General features: G+C 67.8%; 15 protein-coding genes, 2 tRNA genes and 1 other RNA gene. 16 read left to right on the forward strand and 2 right to left on the reverse strand.

Going from position 1 to position 15,471, the window contains the following annotated elements; genetic code table 11:
- Nucleotides 1–72 precede the first annotated feature (72 nt).
- From ABNK63_RS07050 to ABNK63_RS07075, 6 genes are all read left to right on the forward strand, one after another.
- Complete coding sequence (locus ABNK63_RS07050; RefSeq protein WP_193385045.1) at nt 73–237, forward strand: hypothetical protein; 165 nt, start codon at nt 73–75, stop codon at nt 235–237.
- Between the two features lie 75 nt (nt 238–312).
- Nucleotides 313–1,611 carry a bifunctional tetrahydrofolate synthase/dihydrofolate synthase gene (folC, locus tag ABNK63_RS07055; protein WP_350017040.1) on the forward strand — a complete coding sequence of 433 codons (1,299 nt, stop codon included), beginning with the start codon at nt 313–315 and terminating at the stop codon, nt 1,609–1,611.
- A 64-nt stretch (nt 1,612–1,675) separates the two neighbouring features.
- Complete coding sequence (locus ABNK63_RS07060; protein WP_007805139.1) at nt 1,676–2,689, forward strand: SPOR domain-containing protein; 1,014 nt, start codon at nt 1,676–1,678, stop codon at nt 2,687–2,689.
- A 24-nt stretch (nt 2,690–2,713) separates the two neighbouring features.
- Nucleotides 2,714–3,343, forward strand: coding sequence for a CvpA family protein (locus ABNK63_RS07065; protein WP_007805140.1), 630 nt, complete (start codon nt 2,714–2,716; stop codon nt 3,341–3,343).
- Between the two features lie 27 nt (nt 3,344–3,370).
- The gene (gene purF, locus ABNK63_RS07070; RefSeq protein WP_007805141.1) at nt 3,371–4,846 is read left to right on the forward strand and encodes an amidophosphoribosyltransferase; all 1,476 of its coding nucleotides are present in this window, start codon (nt 3,371–3,373) and stop codon (nt 4,844–4,846) included.
- 11 nt (nt 4,847–4,857) lie between these two features.
- Nucleotides 4,858–5,670, forward strand: a complete 813-nt coding sequence (locus tag ABNK63_RS07075) for a ferritin-like domain-containing protein (protein WP_007805143.1) — start codon at nt 4,858–4,860, stop codon at nt 5,668–5,670.
- 132 nt (nt 5,671–5,802) lie between these two features.
- Here the strand turns inward: ABNK63_RS07075 and ABNK63_RS07080 are convergent.
- Nucleotides 5,803–5,879, reverse strand: a tRNA-Pro gene (locus tag ABNK63_RS07080).
- A 164-nt stretch (nt 5,880–6,043) separates the two neighbouring features.
- Between ABNK63_RS07080 and hisS the strand changes: the two genes are divergently transcribed.
- From hisS to ABNK63_RS07100, 4 genes are all read left to right on the forward strand, one after another.
- Nucleotides 6,044–7,432 (forward strand): histidine--tRNA ligase, encoded by a 1,389-nt coding sequence (hisS, locus tag ABNK63_RS07085; protein WP_007805145.1) that lies wholly within the window; start codon nt 6,044–6,046, stop codon nt 7,430–7,432.
- Between the two features lie 90 nt (nt 7,433–7,522).
- Complete coding sequence (locus ABNK63_RS07090) at nt 7,523–7,873, forward strand: GIY-YIG nuclease family protein (protein ID WP_350017041.1); 351 nt, start codon at nt 7,523–7,525, stop codon at nt 7,871–7,873.
- Nucleotides 7,874–7,913: 40 nt separating this feature from the next.
- Nucleotides 7,914–9,860: an aromatic amino acid lyase gene (locus ABNK63_RS07095; protein ID WP_350017042.1), complete on the forward strand. Its 1,947-nt coding sequence runs from the start codon at nt 7,914–7,916 to the stop codon at nt 9,858–9,860.
- A 25-nt stretch (nt 9,861–9,885) separates the two neighbouring features.
- Nucleotides 9,886–10,284, forward strand: coding sequence for a DUF6165 family protein (locus ABNK63_RS07100; RefSeq protein WP_007805148.1), 399 nt, complete (start codon nt 9,886–9,888; stop codon nt 10,282–10,284).
- 3 nt (nt 10,285–10,287) lie between these two features.
- Here ABNK63_RS07100 and ABNK63_RS07105 read toward each other — a convergent pair whose 3' ends face one another.
- A complete protein-coding gene (locus tag ABNK63_RS07105; RefSeq protein WP_350017043.1) occupies nt 10,288–11,340 on the reverse strand; it encodes a glycosyltransferase family 9 protein in 1,053 nt (350 codons plus the stop codon).
- A gap of 35 nt (nt 11,341–11,375) precedes the next feature.
- Here ABNK63_RS07105 and ABNK63_RS07110 point away from each other — a divergent pair, with 35 nt between their 5' ends.
- From ABNK63_RS07110 to ABNK63_RS07135, 6 genes are all read left to right on the forward strand, one after another.
- A complete protein-coding gene (locus ABNK63_RS07110; protein ID WP_350017044.1) occupies nt 11,376–12,107 on the forward strand; it encodes a 3-deoxy-D-manno-octulosonic acid kinase in 732 nt (243 codons plus the stop codon).
- The gene (locus ABNK63_RS07115; RefSeq protein WP_350017045.1) at nt 12,104–12,862 is read left to right on the forward strand and encodes an MBL fold metallo-hydrolase; all 759 of its coding nucleotides are present in this window, start codon (nt 12,104–12,106) and stop codon (nt 12,860–12,862) included. The genes ABNK63_RS07110 and ABNK63_RS07115 overlap by 4 nt, the downstream gene beginning before the upstream one ends.
- Before the next feature lie 94 nt (nt 12,863–12,956).
- A tRNA-Ser gene (locus ABNK63_RS07120) sits at nt 12,957–13,046 on the forward strand.
- A gap of 217 nt (nt 13,047–13,263) precedes the next feature.
- Nucleotides 13,264–13,360: signal recognition particle sRNA small type (gene ffs / locus ABNK63_RS07125), an RNA gene on the forward strand.
- Between the two features lie 81 nt (nt 13,361–13,441).
- Nucleotides 13,442–15,109: a DNA polymerase III subunit gamma/tau gene (gene dnaX, locus ABNK63_RS07130; protein WP_007805156.1), complete on the forward strand. Its 1,668-nt coding sequence runs from the start codon at nt 13,442–13,444 to the stop codon at nt 15,107–15,109.
- Complete coding sequence (locus ABNK63_RS07135; protein WP_040672683.1) at nt 15,109–15,432, forward strand: YbaB/EbfC family nucleoid-associated protein; 324 nt, start codon at nt 15,109–15,111, stop codon at nt 15,430–15,432. Before dnaX ends, ABNK63_RS07135 begins: the two co-directional genes overlap by 1 nt.
- Nucleotides 15,433–15,471: the final 39 nt, after the last annotated feature.

Here is a 15,471-nt window from a genome sequence, read left to right on the forward strand (position 1 = left end):
CGGTGGCGACTGTGGCCGGTGGCGTGTCCGTTCGATCATGCTCCCGCACCACGGTGGTGCCGGAGAGCATCCATGAACGTCATTCCCGAAACCCGCGGCACGCTCGACAGATACCTACCCCTGCTGCTCGGCCTGATGGCTGCGCTGTTTGTGGGCAGGGCGCTGAGGAAGACCCTGTGGAGCGCGTTCGCCCTGTACATGGCCTTGCACTACAGCGGCATTCGTCCGTTTGGCTGAGCGTTGCCCTAGACTTCGTGCCTACCGTTCGCGCACCGGCGCGAACGCTGCCACTCCCCAGCACAAAGTCACCGCATGAGCCGCACACTCGCCGAATGGCTGGCGTACCAGGAACGCGTCAACGTCCACAGCATCGAGCTGGGCCTCGAACGGGTCCGCGAGGTGTGGCAGCGGATGGGCGCACCGGCGCCGGCGCGACAGGTGATCACCGTCGCCGGCACCAATGGCAAGGGTTCCACGGTGGCCTTGCTGGAGGCGATGCTTCGCGCCGCGGGCCGCCGCGTGGGGGCATTCACCTCGCCACACCTGCTGGCCTACAACGAGCGCGTGCGCATCGACGGGGTGGATGCCGATGATGCGGTGCTGATCGCCTCGTTCGAGCGCATCGAGGCCGCGCGGGGCAGCATCCCGCTGACCTATTTCGAGTTCGGCACGCTGGCCGCGCTGGACCTGTTCGCGCGGGCCGGGCTCGATGTGGCCGTGCTGGAAGTGGGACTGGGCGGACGGCTGGATGCGGTCAACATCATCGACGCCGACGCGGCGATCATCACCACGATCGACCTGGACCACATGGACTGGCTCGGCCCGGATCGCGACAGCATCGGCCGCGAGAAGGCCGGCATCGCGCGGGCCGGGCGCCCGGCGATCGTGGGCGAGCTGGACCCGCCAGCGGGTCTGCTCGCCGCACTGGAAGCCTGCGGCGCCCGGGTCGAGCGGGCCGGCATCGATTTCAACGTCGAGCGCCATGCGGACGGCTGGCGCTGGCGCCACCGCGACGGCAGTGCGATGGAACTGCCCGATCCGGCCCTGTCCGCACCGGTGCAGTACGCGAACGCGGCGGCGGCGATTGCCGCGCTGCACGCCCTGGGCGACGAGAGGCTGACGCCCAGCGCGTTCTTTGCCGCGATCAGCGTGGGCCTGCACGAGGCGCGTGTGCCGGCGCGACTGCAGCTGATCAGCGGCGAGGTTCCGATCATGGTGGATGTCGGGCACAACCCGCAGGCCGCCCGCGCCCTGGCCGAATGGCTGGACGCGCGACCGTCGAGCACAGTGCGTGCCGTCTACGGCGCGCTCGCCGACAAGGATGCCGCGGGGGTGATCGCGGCGCTCGGCGACCGTGTCGATCACTGGCACCTGGCCGGACTGGACCAGGACAGTGCGCGCGGCATGAGCGTCGACGCGCTGGGCACCATCCTGCGACAGACCCTGCCGCAGGCCTCGTGCACGACGCACCCCAACGTGGCGGCGGCGTTGCAGGCGGCGCGTGCCGCCGCGAAAGCGGGCGACTGCATCCTCGCGTTCGGCTCGTTTTTCGTGGCCACGGCGGTGCTGGCTGAACACGCGGCCATGGCGGGCATCGTCGACGCCGGATGACCGTTGCCCGCGGCAGGTATAATCGCCGCGTTGTGCACTGCCTTTGCCGTCCTGGAGCGATAACTTGAAAACACGCCTGCTGGGAGCCGCCGTCCTGATTGCCTTGGCGGTTCTGTTCGTGCCGATGTTCTTTTCCAGTACGCCGCCAGCCCCCGGTGGCGACCAGGCCGTCAGCCTGGCGATTCCACCGGCACCCGATCGCGACCTGCAGACCCGCACCATGAGCCTTGCGCCTGACGCCGCCAGTGCCTCGGGCACGGTCGCGCCACCCGCCGAAACGGTGACGCCCGGATCGGGCGACCGGCTGGCCACGGTGAATATCGGCTCCAGTCGTCCGCGCGATGTGGAGACCGATCCGCAGGCCGGCCAGGCGCCGCCGCCGACCACGGTGACGATCGGTTCGGGCGCGTCGCCCAGCCAGCCGGTGATTCCGCAGCGTAACAATCCGGTGACGACGACCCCGCCGGCGGCGAGCAAGCCGCCCGCCTCCGTCGAACCGGCCAAGCCGGTGGCGGCCACCCCGAAGCCCGCGCCGACACCTGCCGCGGTCGGTCGTGGCAACTACACGCTCAACCTCAGCGCCTACGCCAGCGCCGCCGGCGCGGCCAGCCTCGAACGCCGCGTGCGCGCCTTGGGCTATCCGGTCAGCGGCCAGGCGATCACCCAGGCCGGCAAGCCGCGCACCCTGGTCACCGCCGGACCGTTCGAGACGCGTGCCGCGGCCGAGGCGGCCCGGCTGAAGATCACCCAGTCGATCCCCGGCGTGCCGGCGCGGCTGGAACAGGACGCCAGTCGCGACAGCGCTCCGGCCAGCGCACCCGTGGCCCGCGAGTCCGCCAGGGCCGGCGGCTGGGCGGTCCAGCTGGCGGCGGTCAGCGCCCAGGCCGACGCGATCGCACTGCGCGACAAGCTGCGTGCGAACGGTTTCGACAGCTTCGTCGATTCGGTGCAGGCCAGCGGCAAGCAGTTGTGGCGCGTGCGTGCCGGTCCGCAGACCCAGCGCGCCGACGCGCAGCGCCTGCACGACCAGATCAAGGCGAAGCTGGGCATCGACGGCAACGTCGTCCCGGTGCCCTGAGTTCAGCGGCAAGCTGGCGAACCCATGAACTGGACCGACTACATCATCCTTGGCGTGCTGGCCCTGTCCGTTCTGGTCGGTCTTTGGCGCGGGCTGGTTTCCGAGGTGCTGGCGCTGGTGATCTGGATCGCCGCGTTCTGGGTGGCGTGGAGTTTCGGCCCGGCGGTGGCCCGACATTTCGAGCACGTGATCGAGCTGCCTTCGGCGCGGATCATCGTGGGTTACGGCCTGTGCTTCGTCGCCGTGCTGATTCTGGGTGCGCTGCTGCGCTTCGTGATCAGCCGGCTGGTCGAAAGCACCGGACTGTCCGGTACCGACCGCCTGCTCGGCATGCTGTTCGGCCTGGTGCGTGGCGTGCTGCTGGTGACCCTGCTGGTGTTCCTGATCGGCTTCACCGCATTCACCCGCGACCCGTGGTGGCAGCAGTCCGTGCTGCTGCCGCAGTTCCAGCACGTGGCCGCATGGCTGGGCCAGCAGGTGCCGCCCGGCGTGCGCGACTACATCCATCCGCCAACCGTGCTCGATCGCCTGTCCGGCTTGCCCGCGACCCTGCCAGCCTCCATATCCGGCGCGTCACCCGCCCCGGCGGCGACCTCCATCCATCCGGCATCGCCGGCCGCAGCCAGCTCGGCCGCGCCGCCCCGGAATTTCTGAACACATCTCCCGAAGCAGGCAACAACCATGTGCGGAATCATCGGCATTGTCGGTACCACCGAAGTGGCATCGGCACTTTATGACGGACTGACGGTGCTGCAGCACCGCGGCCAGGACGCTGCCGGCATCGCCACCGTGGATGGCTCGCGGCTGCGCCTGCACAAGGGCAACGGCCTGGTCCGCGACGTGTTCGGGCAGAGCGCGATGGCGGGCCTGCGCGGGCGCATCGGCATCGGTCACTGCCGTTACCCCACTGCCGGCTCGGAAGGTTCGTCCGAGGCGCAGCCGTTCTACGTGAATTCGCCCTACGGCATCGCGTTTGCCCACAACGGCAACCTGGTCAACACCGACGCGCTGCGCCGCGAGATGTTCGAGGGCGATCGCCGCCACATCAACACCGAATCCGACTCCGAGGTGCTGCTGAACGTGCTGGCGCACGAGCTGCAGATCCAGGATCGCATGGCGTTGACGCCGGACCACATCTTCAAGGCGGTGGCCGGCGTGCATGCGCGGGCCCGCGGCGGTTATGCCTGCATCGCGCTGCTGCTGGGCTACGGCCTGATCGCGTTCCGCGACCCCAACGGCATCCGCCCGCTGGTGCTGGGCGAGCGGGTCACCGGGGAAGGCCGTGAGTACGCGGTGGCCTCGGAGTCGGTGGCCCTGGACATCCTGGGCTTCAGGCGCATTCGCGACGTGGCGCCGGGCGAGGCGGTGATCATCACCGACGACGGCCAGTTGCACAGTCGCCGCTGCGCCGAGGGCGCGACGCATACGCCGTGCATCTTCGAATACGTGTACCTGGCGCGGCCCGACTCGATGATCGAGGACGTCTCGGTGTACAAGGCGCGCCTGCGCATGGGCGAGAAGCTGGCCGAGAAGATCCTGCGCCTGCGCCCGGATCACGGCATCGACGCGGTGATCCCGATTCCCGACACCGCGCGCACCGCGGCCAGCGCGCTGGCCGGCGCGCTCGGCGTGCCGTTCCGCGAGGGCTTCGTCAAGAACCGCTACATCGGCCGCACCTTCATCATGCCGGGGCAGGGCGAGCGGGTGAAATCGGTGCGCCGCAAGCTCAACGCGATCGACCTGGAGTTCCGCAAGAAGAACGTGCTGCTGGTGGATGACTCGATCGTGCGTGGCACGACCTCGAAGCAGATCATCCAGATGGCCCGCGACGCCGGCGCCAAGAACGTCTATTTCGCCTCCGCCGCGCCGCCGGTGCGTTACCCGAACGTCTACGGCATCGACATGCCGTCCACCTCGGAGCTGGTCGCCGCCGGACACACGGAGCAGGAAGTGGAGCGGGTGCTGGGCGCCGACTGGCTGATCTACCAGGACCTGAAGGACCTGATCTGGGCGGTGCAGGACGGCAACGAGAACCTGCAGCAGTTCGACACCTCCTGCTTCTCTGGCGAGTACGTCACCGGCCTCGACCAGCGTTACCTGGAGCAGATCGAGATGCTGCGCTCGGACGACGCCAAGGCGGCACGGCGCGTCGTCTGAATCCGTGCCTCGTGACTGATCTCCACGCTGCTGCCAGGCGCTGCCTCGACGCCACCGACCCGGCCGAGAAGCTGCGCCTGACCCACGAGACCTGGCAAGCCTTTCTCGCCGGCGAGTTGCGTGCCGATCCCGACTCGCCGCCACCGGAGCCGATCGGCGCGCCCGGCCGCCCGGCGAAGCCGCAACTGGTCAATGCACGCCAGGTGCCGCAGCGCGGGCTGGGCAGCGCCGAAGGGCGGGCCGCGCTGGTGCATGCGGTGGCGCACATCGAGTTCAACGCGATCAACCTGGCCTGGGACGCGGTCTACCGCTATCGCGGCAAGCCCGCCGACTATTACCGCGACTGGGCCAGTTGCGCCCATGACGAGGCCCGGCACTTCGCCATGCTTGCGGCACGGCTGGCCGAGCTGGGCCATGCCTACGGCGACTTCGACGCGCACGACGGCCTGTGGGCGATGGCCGAGAAGACCGCCGCGCACGATACCGCCCGGATGGCGCTGGTGCCCCGCGTACTGGAGGCGCGCGGACTGGACGTCACGCCCGGCATGATCGAGCGCCTGCGCAAGCTGGGCGACGAGCGCACCGCGGCGATTCTGGAAGTGATCCTGCGCGAGGAAGTGGCCCACGTCGCCGCCGGCACCCGCTGGTACCGGCACTGCTGCGAGCGCGACGGCGTCGATCCGATCGACACCTTTTTCGTCCTGCTGCGCGACTACATGGGTGCGACCCTGCGCGGCCCGTTCAACCGGCCGGCTCGGCTGGAGGCGGGCTTCCTGGAAGAGGAACTGGATCGCCTGGCGGCGCTGTCGCCGGTGCCGGGCTGACCGGGCCGGCGGAGAGGCAAATAAAAAAACCGGCCTGAGGCCGGCGGCGAGGCCAAATAAAAAAGCCGGCCTGAGGCCGGCGGCGAGGCCAAATAAAAAAGCCGGCCTCAGGCCGGCTTTTTCATCGAATTTTGGTCGGGGTGACAGGATTCGAACCTGCGACTTCTACGTCCCGAACGTAGCGCTCTACCAGGCTGAGCTACACCCCGTGGGAAGCCGCGTATCTTAATCGCGGATCGGGAGCTTGGCAACAGGTTTGCGCGATCGGCCTGGCCACGACGCTGGGGAAGGCTGCTGGCGTTCTGTTAATCTTGACGGCTGCCGTCGCGCGGCCCCGCGCGACGGAATGTCCACCCTGTCAGTAGAGGATTCCATGGCGCTTACCCCGGCCCGCACCATGCCCGGCGTGCTCGAGCTGCTGCCGCTCGACCAGATCGCATTCCAGCGCATGCTCGACGTGATCCGCCGCAATTACGAGCGTTTCGGCTTCCTGGCCATCGAAACCCCGGTCATCGAGTTCTCCGACGTGCTGCTGACCAAGACCGGCGGCGAGACCGAGCGCCAGGTCTATTTCGTGCAGTCCACCGGCGCGCTCAACGCGGCCGGCAAGGTCGACGAAGGCATGCCGGAGCTGGCGCTGCGCTTCGACCTCACCGTGCCGTTGGCGCGTTACGTGGCCGAGCACGAGCGCGACCTGAGCTTCCCGTTCCGTCGCTACCAGATGCAGAAGGTGTACCGCGGCGAGCGGGCCCAGCGCGGGCGCTTCCGCGAGTTCTACCAGTGCGACATCGACGTGATCGGCAAGGACGCGCTGTCGGTGCGCTATGACGCCGAGATTCCAGCGGTGATCCACAGCGTGTTCCGCGAGCTGGACATCGGCCCGTTCACCATCCACATGAACAACCGCAAGCTGATGCGCGGCTACTTCGAAAGCCTGGGCGTGCTCGACGCCGAGCAGCAGATGTTGGTGCTGCGCGAGGTGGACAAGCTGGACAAGCGCGGCGCCGACTACGTGCGCGACACGCTGACCGGCGCCGCCTTCGGCCTCGACGCCGAGGTGACGGCGAAGATCCTCGCCTTCGTGCAGGTGCGCTCCACCTCGCTGCAGGACGCGCTGGACAAGCTCGATGCGCTGGGCCCCGGCCCGGAGGCGATGGAGCAGGGCCGCGCCGAGCTGAAGGAGGTGCTGAACCTGATCCATGCGTTCGGCGTGCCCGAAAGCGCGTACGCGCTGAACCTGTCGATCGCCCGCGGCCTCGACTACTACACCGGCACGGTCTACGAAACGACATTGAACGATCACCCGCAGATCGGCTCGATCTGTTCCGGCGGTCGCTACGAGAACCTGGCCGGCCAGTACACCAAGTCGCACCTGCCCGGCGTGGGCATCTCGATCGGCCTGACCCGGCTCTACTGGCAGCTGCGCGACGCCGGCCTGATCGACACGGCCAAGAGCACGGTCGACGTGCTGGTGACCCAGATGGACGAAGCGCAGCTGCCCGCCTACCTGGCGCTGGCCGGCGAACTGCGCGGCGCCGGCATCGCCACCGAGGTGGTGCTGGAAGGCGGCAAGCTGGGCAAGCAGTTCAAGTACGCCGACCGCGCCGGCATCCGCTTCGTGATCGTGCTGGGCGAAGACGAAATCGCCAAGGGCGTGGTCACGGTCAAGGACCTGCGCCGCGAGGACCAGTTCGAAGTGGCGCGCAGCGAGCTGATCAAGACGCTGCGCGTGGAGCTGGAGCAAGCCGCGGCGATGGGTTGATGGTGTTGCGGGTTGACGCAAAGCATCATCTTCCACAGCCGTCGTTCCCGCGAAAGCGGGAATCCACCTTGGTGTTGCGACGAAGTCAAAATGGATTCCCGCTTTCGCGGGAATGACGGCGAGAAAACAAACTTCACGGAGACATGGATGACTCCCAGGCAACCGGCCGTCTACATCATGGCCAGCGGCGAACGCGGCACGCTCTACATCGGCGTGACGGGAAACCTCAGGCTGCGTGTGTGGGAACACCGGGACGGTGTGGTTGAAGGTTTCACCAGGCGTTACGGCGTGAAGCAGCTGGTGTGGTTTGAGTTCCATCCCGACTTTCCGTCGGCGATCACGCGCGAGACGCAGCTCAAGCGGTGGAATCGCGCGTGGAAGCTGGAGTTAGTTGAAGCAGGCAATCCGCAGTGGCGGGATCTCTGGGAAGATTTGCTGTAGCACGGGCGCTCATCGTTATGAGTGTCAGGTAACGGAAAGTATGGATTTCCGCCTTCGCGGGAATGGCGCAACAAATGCGGAGCATTTTTCAGTGAGCAAGACGATTCTTCTCGACGGCAGCAGCCTGACGCGTGCGCAGCTGGTGGCGGTGGCGCGGCAGGGGGCGTCGGTGGCGCTGGATCAGGCGCAGCTCGCACGCGTGCAGCGCGCCGCGGATTTCCTCGCCGAAAAGGTCAGCTGCGGGGAGCCGACCTACGGCGTCACCACCGGCTTCGGCAGCAACGCCGACAAACTGCTGGGCGCGCACCGCGTGCGCGACGAGCTGCCGGTCAGCCACGCCGGCGCGCCGGAGGGCACGCTGATGGAGGAACTGCAGCACAACCTGATCATCACCCACGCGGTTTGCGTGGGTAAGCCCTTTGGCGAGGACGTGGTGCGGGCGATGTTGCTGATCCGCATCAACACCTTGATGCGCGGGCACTCGGGCATCCGCGTCAGCACGCTCGAAGCGTTGACCGCGATGCTCAATGCCGGCGTGGTGCCGGTGGTGCCGGAGAAGGGTTCGGTGGGCGCCAGCGGCGACCTGGCGCCGCTGTCGCATCTGGCGATCGTGCTGCTGGGCGGCGGCGAGGCGTTCCATCGCGGCGAGCGGATGAGCGGTGGCGAGGCGCTGAAGCGCGCCGGACTCCAGCCGATCCGCCTGTCGTTCAAGGAAGGCCTGGCGCTCAACAACGGCACCGCGCAGATGCTGGCCACCGGCGCGCTGGCGCTGGACACGCTGGAGGCCTTGCTGGATACGGCCGACGTGGCGGCGGCGATGACACTCGACGCGTTCGCCGGCCGCAGCGGCGCGCTGCGCCCCGAAGTGCACGCCCTGCGCCCGCATCCGGGGCAGGTGGACGTGGCGGCGCGCGTGCGCGAGCGGCTGGCCGGCTCGACCCTGCTCGACATTCCGTATCACCTGGTGCCGCGCTTCAAGTCGTGGACTGCCGAGGCGTGGAGCGAAGCGGACGACCAGGCGCTCAGCTTCGACATCGGCTGGGACTGGGTGCCGGCCAACCAGCGCCACGGTCGCGAGGCGTTCTACAGCCGCTTCCTGCCGTTCAAGGGCGGCAAGAAACACCAGCCACAGGATGCCTACAGCCTGCGCTGCATGCCGCAGGTGCATGGCGCGGTGCGCGATGCGTGGGCGCAGGCGTGCCGGGTGTTCGACATCGAACTGAACTCGGTCACCGACAATCCGCTGATCTTCCCCGACAACGACGACGCGCAGTTCATCGAGGAGCAGGTGATCTCGGCCGGCCACTTCCACGGCATGCCGCTGGCGCTGGCGATGAGCTACGTGAAGGCGGCGATCCCGGTGCTGGCATCGATCTCCGAGCGCCGGCTCAACAAGCTGGTCGACCCGGCCACGAATGATGGCTTGCCGGCCTTCCTCACCGGCAACGAGGATGGCACCGATTCCGGTTTCATGATCGTGCAGTACACCGCGGCGGCGCTGGTCAACGACCTGGCCACCCGGGCGCATCCGGCCAGCGTGTACTCGGTGCCGACCAGCGCGAATGCCGAGGACCACGTCTCGATGGGCGCCAACGAGGCGCGCCACGTGCTGGAGATGATGGAAGACCTCGGTCACGTGCTGGCCCTGGAGCTGTACACCGCGGCACAGGCGCTGGACTACCGCCAGGAGATGCTCAACGCGGCCCGCCGGCTGGCCACGCGCGGGGGCTGGCAGGCGCTGGCGGCGAAGATCGCCAACGCGCCACGCGAAGACCAGCCGCATCATCCGCAGTTCGTCGCCGAGGTGCAGCAACTGGCCGCGGCACTGGCCGGTGCGGGCGATTTCCACGCCGGCGCCAGCGTGCGCGAAGCCCATGCGACGTTGCGCGGGCAGATCGGCTTCATGCATCGCGACCGCGCGATGGACGGCGACATTCGCGCGGTCTGCGCACTCGTGCGGGATGGCGCGTTCCGCGCCGGCCACTGATTCGACTTTCCAGGAAATACATCTCATGAGCCTGATCCAGACCCCGGTGTCCTACGGCGAACTGATCGACAAGATCACCATCCTCGAAATCAAGTCGCGCCGCATCGCCGACGAGGCGAAACTGGCCAACGTGCGCAACGAGCTGGACCTGCTCAATGCCACCTGGGCCAACGATGCCGCCTCGCAAACCGATATCTCGGACGAGCGCGCCCGCCTGCTGGCGGTGAACGAGCTGCTGTGGGACATCGAGGACAGGATCCGCCTGAAGGAGCGCGCCCAGGCGTTCGACCAGGAGTTCATCGAGCTGGCGCGCGCGGTGTATTTCCGCAACGACGAACGGGCCGCGTTCAAGCGCGAGATCAATCTCAAGCTCGGCTCGCAACTGGTCGAGGAAAAGTCGTACCAGGATTACCGCGCGGTGTAATGCCTACAAAAGCCCGGTATCGCGCGCCGCAGCCTCGTAGCGTTCGACCACGTCGTCGACGCTGATCAGGTCCATCACGCCGGGCTTCTCGATCTTGCTGCCCCAGGGAAGCTCGCTGGCCGGCTTGCCCAGATACTTGTGCGCCGCCTCGTCGTATTTGTTCACGCACCAGCGGCGGTCGGAGTACGGTCCGGAGCGATCCGGATTGCTCGCGGCGTGCAGGCCCAGCACCTTCGTGCCCGCCGCGTTGGCCATGTGCATCGGGCCGGAGTCGGGAGTCAGCAGCAGCTGCGCCCGGCCCAGCATCGCCAGCAGCTTCTTCAGCGTGTCCTTGCCGGTGAGGTCGAGCGGCGGGCGCTGGCAGGCCGCCAGCACCGCATCGGCCATCGCCCGTTCGCCGGCGGAGGGCCCGCCGATCAGCGCCACGCGCCAGCCACGGGTGGCGGCATGATCCATGACCGCCGCGTAGCGCTCCGGCCGCCAGTTGCGCAGCGCGTGACTGGAGGTGGGACTGACCAGCAGGGTGGGCACGTCGCCGGGCAGCTGTTCGGCGGCCCACGCATGCGCCTCGTCCGGGATCGGTATGTCCCAGCGCACCCGGATCTGCTTCAGGCCGAGCGGCTCGCAGAAACTGCCGATCGCATCGAGCACGTGTTCGCCACTGCGCGCAGGGATGCGCTCGTTGATGACCAGCCCGTGCAGATCCTTCGAACGCGCGCGGTCATAGCCGACGCGGCGATCGGCGCAGATGCCCAGGCTCAGCAGGTTCGAGCGCATCGCCACCTGCATCTGCAGCAGGGCATCGAAGCGCCGTCCGCGCAGCGCTGCGTGCACCGCGCGCATGCCGGCCCAGCCGGCGGCCTTGTCGAAGGTGACGAACTCCACGCCGGGCAGGTCGCCGACCAGCTTGCGTTCGAGCTTGCCCACGATCCACGTCAGCGACGTGTCCGGCCATGCCTGCTGCAGGGTGCGCAGCAGCGGCACCACGTGGGTGACATCGCCGATGGCGGAGGTGCGCAGCAGGCAGATCGAGGCGGGTGTCGGGTTCGGGGTCATGGGGCCTGGGTTAGAATCTTGGGCATTCACCGGGCATGATGATGCAGGAACGAACCCACAACGATGCCGAAGGCGCGATTCTGTTCGACGCGACGGTGTCGTCACAAGTCGGGCATGAATGGTTCGCCGCGGATTACTGGGGCGAGCGCGGTGCGTTGCGGACGCAGTCGGGTGGCCGCGGTGGCGTCGCGATCATCACCACGCCGATCGGCGAGTGCGTGCTGCGGCATTATCGCCGCGGTGGCCTGGTGGCGGCACTGATGGGTGATCGCTACCTGTGGACGGGCGCCGCGCGCAGCCGTCCGTTTGCGGAATTCCGCCTGCTGGCCGAGATCGCCCGACTGGAGTTGCCAGGCCCGGCCGTGGTGGCCGCGCGCTATCGCCGGCATGGTCTGTTCTACAGCGCCGACCTGATCACCCGCCGCATCGCCGACGCGCAGACCCTGGCCGAATGCCTGGCAAGCGGGCGGATGGACGGCGAACTGGCCGAAGAAGTCGGCGCGCTGGTGGCACGCTTTCACCGCGCCGGCGTCTGCCACGCCGATCTCAATGCGCACAATGTGCTGGTGACGCCGGAGCAGCTGTACCTGATCGACTTCGATCGCGGACGCATGCGCATTCCCGCCGAAAGCTGGCAACAGGCCAATCTGCAACGCCTGCGCCGTTCGCTGCTCAAGCTGGGCGCTGCTGCCGCGGGCGAAGCGGCGTTCGAGGAAACCCTCTGGCAACCCCTGCTGTATCGCTACGGGCGTACGCTCAATCCATGAACTGGCATCTGAATTTTCTCGGCGTGGGCGCGGCGCACGCGGCGGAGCTCGGCTCCTCCGCGGCGGTGCTCGAGCGCGATGGTGTGCCCCTGCTGCTGATCGATTGCGGCCCCGACACGCTGGACCGCTACATGGCGACCTACGACGCGCTGCCGTCGGCCATCTTCATCACGCACACCCACATGGATCACGTCGCCGGGCTCGAGCGACTGTTCATCAAGTTGTGGTTCGACGAACACCTGCGCGGCAACACCCGCCTCTTCCTGCATGCCGGCCTGATGCCCTGGTTGCAGGCGCGGGTGGCCGATTATCCCGGGGTGCTGGCCGAGGGCGGCGTGAACTTCTGGGAAGCCTTCCGGCTGATCCCGTGCACGCGCGGATTCTGGCTGGACGGTTTGTGGTTCGACGTGTTCGCCACCCGCCACCACGTGCCGGGAACCTCGTACGGACTCGCCCTGGATGACTGCTTCGCCTATACCGGCGACACCCGGCCGATCCCCGAAGTGCTGACGCGCCATGCCGGTGGTGCGGCACTGATCGCCCATGACTGCAGCCTGGTCGGCAACCCCTCGCATACCGGCATCGACGACATCGAACGCGAATACCCCCGGGCACTGCGCCGGCAGATGATTCTCTACCACTACGGCAGCACCGGCGACGGCGCCGCACTGGCCGCCCGTGGTTATCGTGTGGCTGCCACGGGCGAGCGTGTTGCGCTGGCGCCGCCTTCTGCGCCTCGCGCTGATGCTGGCTGAGCGACCTGGTCGCTTGCCTGTATCCGAGCCTGCGGCTATCCTTCCGCTTCTTTGTCGGGCAACGCATGCCTGGCAGAGGCGGTTTCACCCATGCGGAGAGGTGTCCGAGTGGTTGAAGGAGCACGCCTGGAAAGTGTGTATAGGGTAAAACCTATCGCGGGTTCGAATCCCGCTCTCTCCGCCAGTGAGTGAAACCGTACGACGCAGGCTGAGGTTCGACAAATTCGTCTGGAACGAATTTGGACAGCCGCAGGCTGGCCCCTCGCGGAGCGAGGGGTGAGGTCCAGGATGGGCCGAGCAATCCCGCTCTCTCCGCCAGAATTCGAGTAGTGCGACAGCCTTGACGGGCTGGCGCAACAGCAAGACAACCAAGCGATATCGGTTGACGTCCATGGTGGCCCCGTCGGTCCCCCCGCGACGATAGTTCGCAAACTCCGCCAGGTCCGGAAGGAAGCAACGGTAGCGAATGATTCGGGTGCCGGGGTGTGGCTGGCGGGGCCGCCGCCATTTCGGGCGTGCCGTTACTGACTTGGCCGCCCCGACTTGGCACAATCGGTCTTTGCCCCAACGTTGGTAGCCATGTCCTATCAAGTACTCGCCCGCAAGTGGCGTCCGCGCAAGTTCGCCGAACTGGTCGGGCAGGAACACGTGGTGCGTGCGCTGACCAACGCGCTTGATACCGGCCGCATGCACCACGCGTACCTGTTCACCGGCACCCGCGGCGTCGGCAAGACCACCATCGCGCGCATCTTCGCCAAGTCGCTGAACTGCGAGCGCGGCCAGTCGGCCGATCCATGCGGCGAGTGCTCGGTCTGCGTGGCGGTGGACGAGGGGCGCTTCGTCGACCTGCTGGAGATCGATGCGGCCAGCAACACCGGCGTGGACGACGTGCGCGAGGTGATCGAGAACGCCCAGTACGCGCCGTCGCGCGGCCGCTTCAAGGTGTACCTGGTCGACGAGGTGCACATGCTGTCGAAGAACGCGTTCAACGCGTTGCTGAAGACGCTGGAAGAACCGCCGCCGCACGTGAAGTTCCTGCTTGCCACCACCGACCCGCAGAAGCTGCCGGTCACGGTGCTGTCGCGCTGCCTGAAGTTCAACCTGAAGCGGCTGCTGCCGGAGCAGATCTCCGGCCAGATGCGGCACATCCTGGGCGCCGAGAACATCAGCTACGACGACAGCGCGATCGGTGAGCTGGCGCGCGCCGCCGACGGTTCGCTGCGCGATGGCCTGTCCTTGTTGGATCAGGCGATTGCCTACGGCGGCGGTGCGTTGCATGCCGACGACGTGCGCACCATGCTGGGCAGCGTGGCGCGCGGACAGGTGCTGGGCGTGCTCGATGCGCTGGCCGCCGGCGATGGCGAGCGGCTGCTGGTCGAGTGCCGGCAGATCGCGTCGTATTCGCCGGATTTCGGCGGCGTGCTGGACGACATCGCCAGCGTGCTGCACCGCCTGCAACTGATTCAGCTGATCCCCGGCTATCGCCCCGACGAAGCCAGCGAGGACGACGGCGAGCTGGCGTCGCTGGCCGAACGCATCGCGCCCGAAGACGTGCAGCTGTACTACCAGATCGCCACCTCGGGCCGGCGTGATCTCGCGCTGGCACCGGATGCGCGCACCGGTTTCGAGATGGCCCTGCTGCGCATGCTGGCGTTCCGTCCCGGCGACGGCGCGCCGTCGGCGCGCGTCGAGCGACCGGCGAGCAGTCAAGCCGCCGCGCCGCGCCCGCCCGCGCCTGCGCGTGCTTCCGCGACGCCGGCACGTGCAGTGGAAGTTTCTGCTCCACCGGTAGCCGCTGCGCCCGCGCCCGCGGCAGCCGTTCCCGTGACACGCGACGCCGATGGCCTGCCCGATTGGGAATCGCTGATCGAGCGCGCCGGCCTGCGCGGCCCGTTCAGCGTGCTGGCGCAGAACGCCATCCTGCGTGAACGCGACGGCCAGACCCTGGTGCTGGCCCTGCAACCGGCACACATGAGCATGGCGGTCGAGCCGATGGTCAGCCAGATGGAGGAGCGCATCGGCAACGCGCTGGGCGAGCGCATCAAGCTGCGTTTCGTGAGCCAGAACCAGGCCGCCGCCGCGCAGACCCCCGCGGCTCGCGCCGCGCAGGCACGCAACAGCGCACAGGCCGCTGCCGAGCAGGCGATCGAGGACGATCCGCTGGTGCAGACGCTGAAGCGCGATTTCGGCGCACGCGTGGTGCCGCAATCCATCAAGCCCTTTGACAACGAATCCGGAGCCAGGTGATGAGAGGACAGATCGGTCAGCTGATGCAGCAGGCCCAGCGCATGCAGGAAGACATGAAGCGCGCGCAGGAGGAAATCGCCAAACTGGAAGTCACCGGCAGCGCCGGCGGCGGCCTGGTCAGCGTGGTGATGACCGGCGCCCACGAAGTCCGCCGCGTGCAGATCGACCGGCAGACCTTCGCCGACGATCCCGAAATGGCCGAAGACCTGGTCGCCGCCGCGATCAACGACGCGGTGAACAAGGTGGCCCAGGTCAGCAAGGATCGCCTCGGCGGCGTCACCGCCGGCATGAACCTGCCGGCCGGCTTCAAGATGCCGTTTTGAGGCTGGGAATGGGGAATCGGAACGTCAAGAGCATGAAAC

Origin of the sequence: Rhodanobacter sp. IGA1.0 (genome assembly GCF_040208325.1) — a bacterium.
In the GTDB taxonomy this organism is placed as follows: domain Bacteria; phylum Pseudomonadota; class Gammaproteobacteria; order Xanthomonadales; family Rhodanobacteraceae; genus Rhodanobacter; species Rhodanobacter spathiphylli.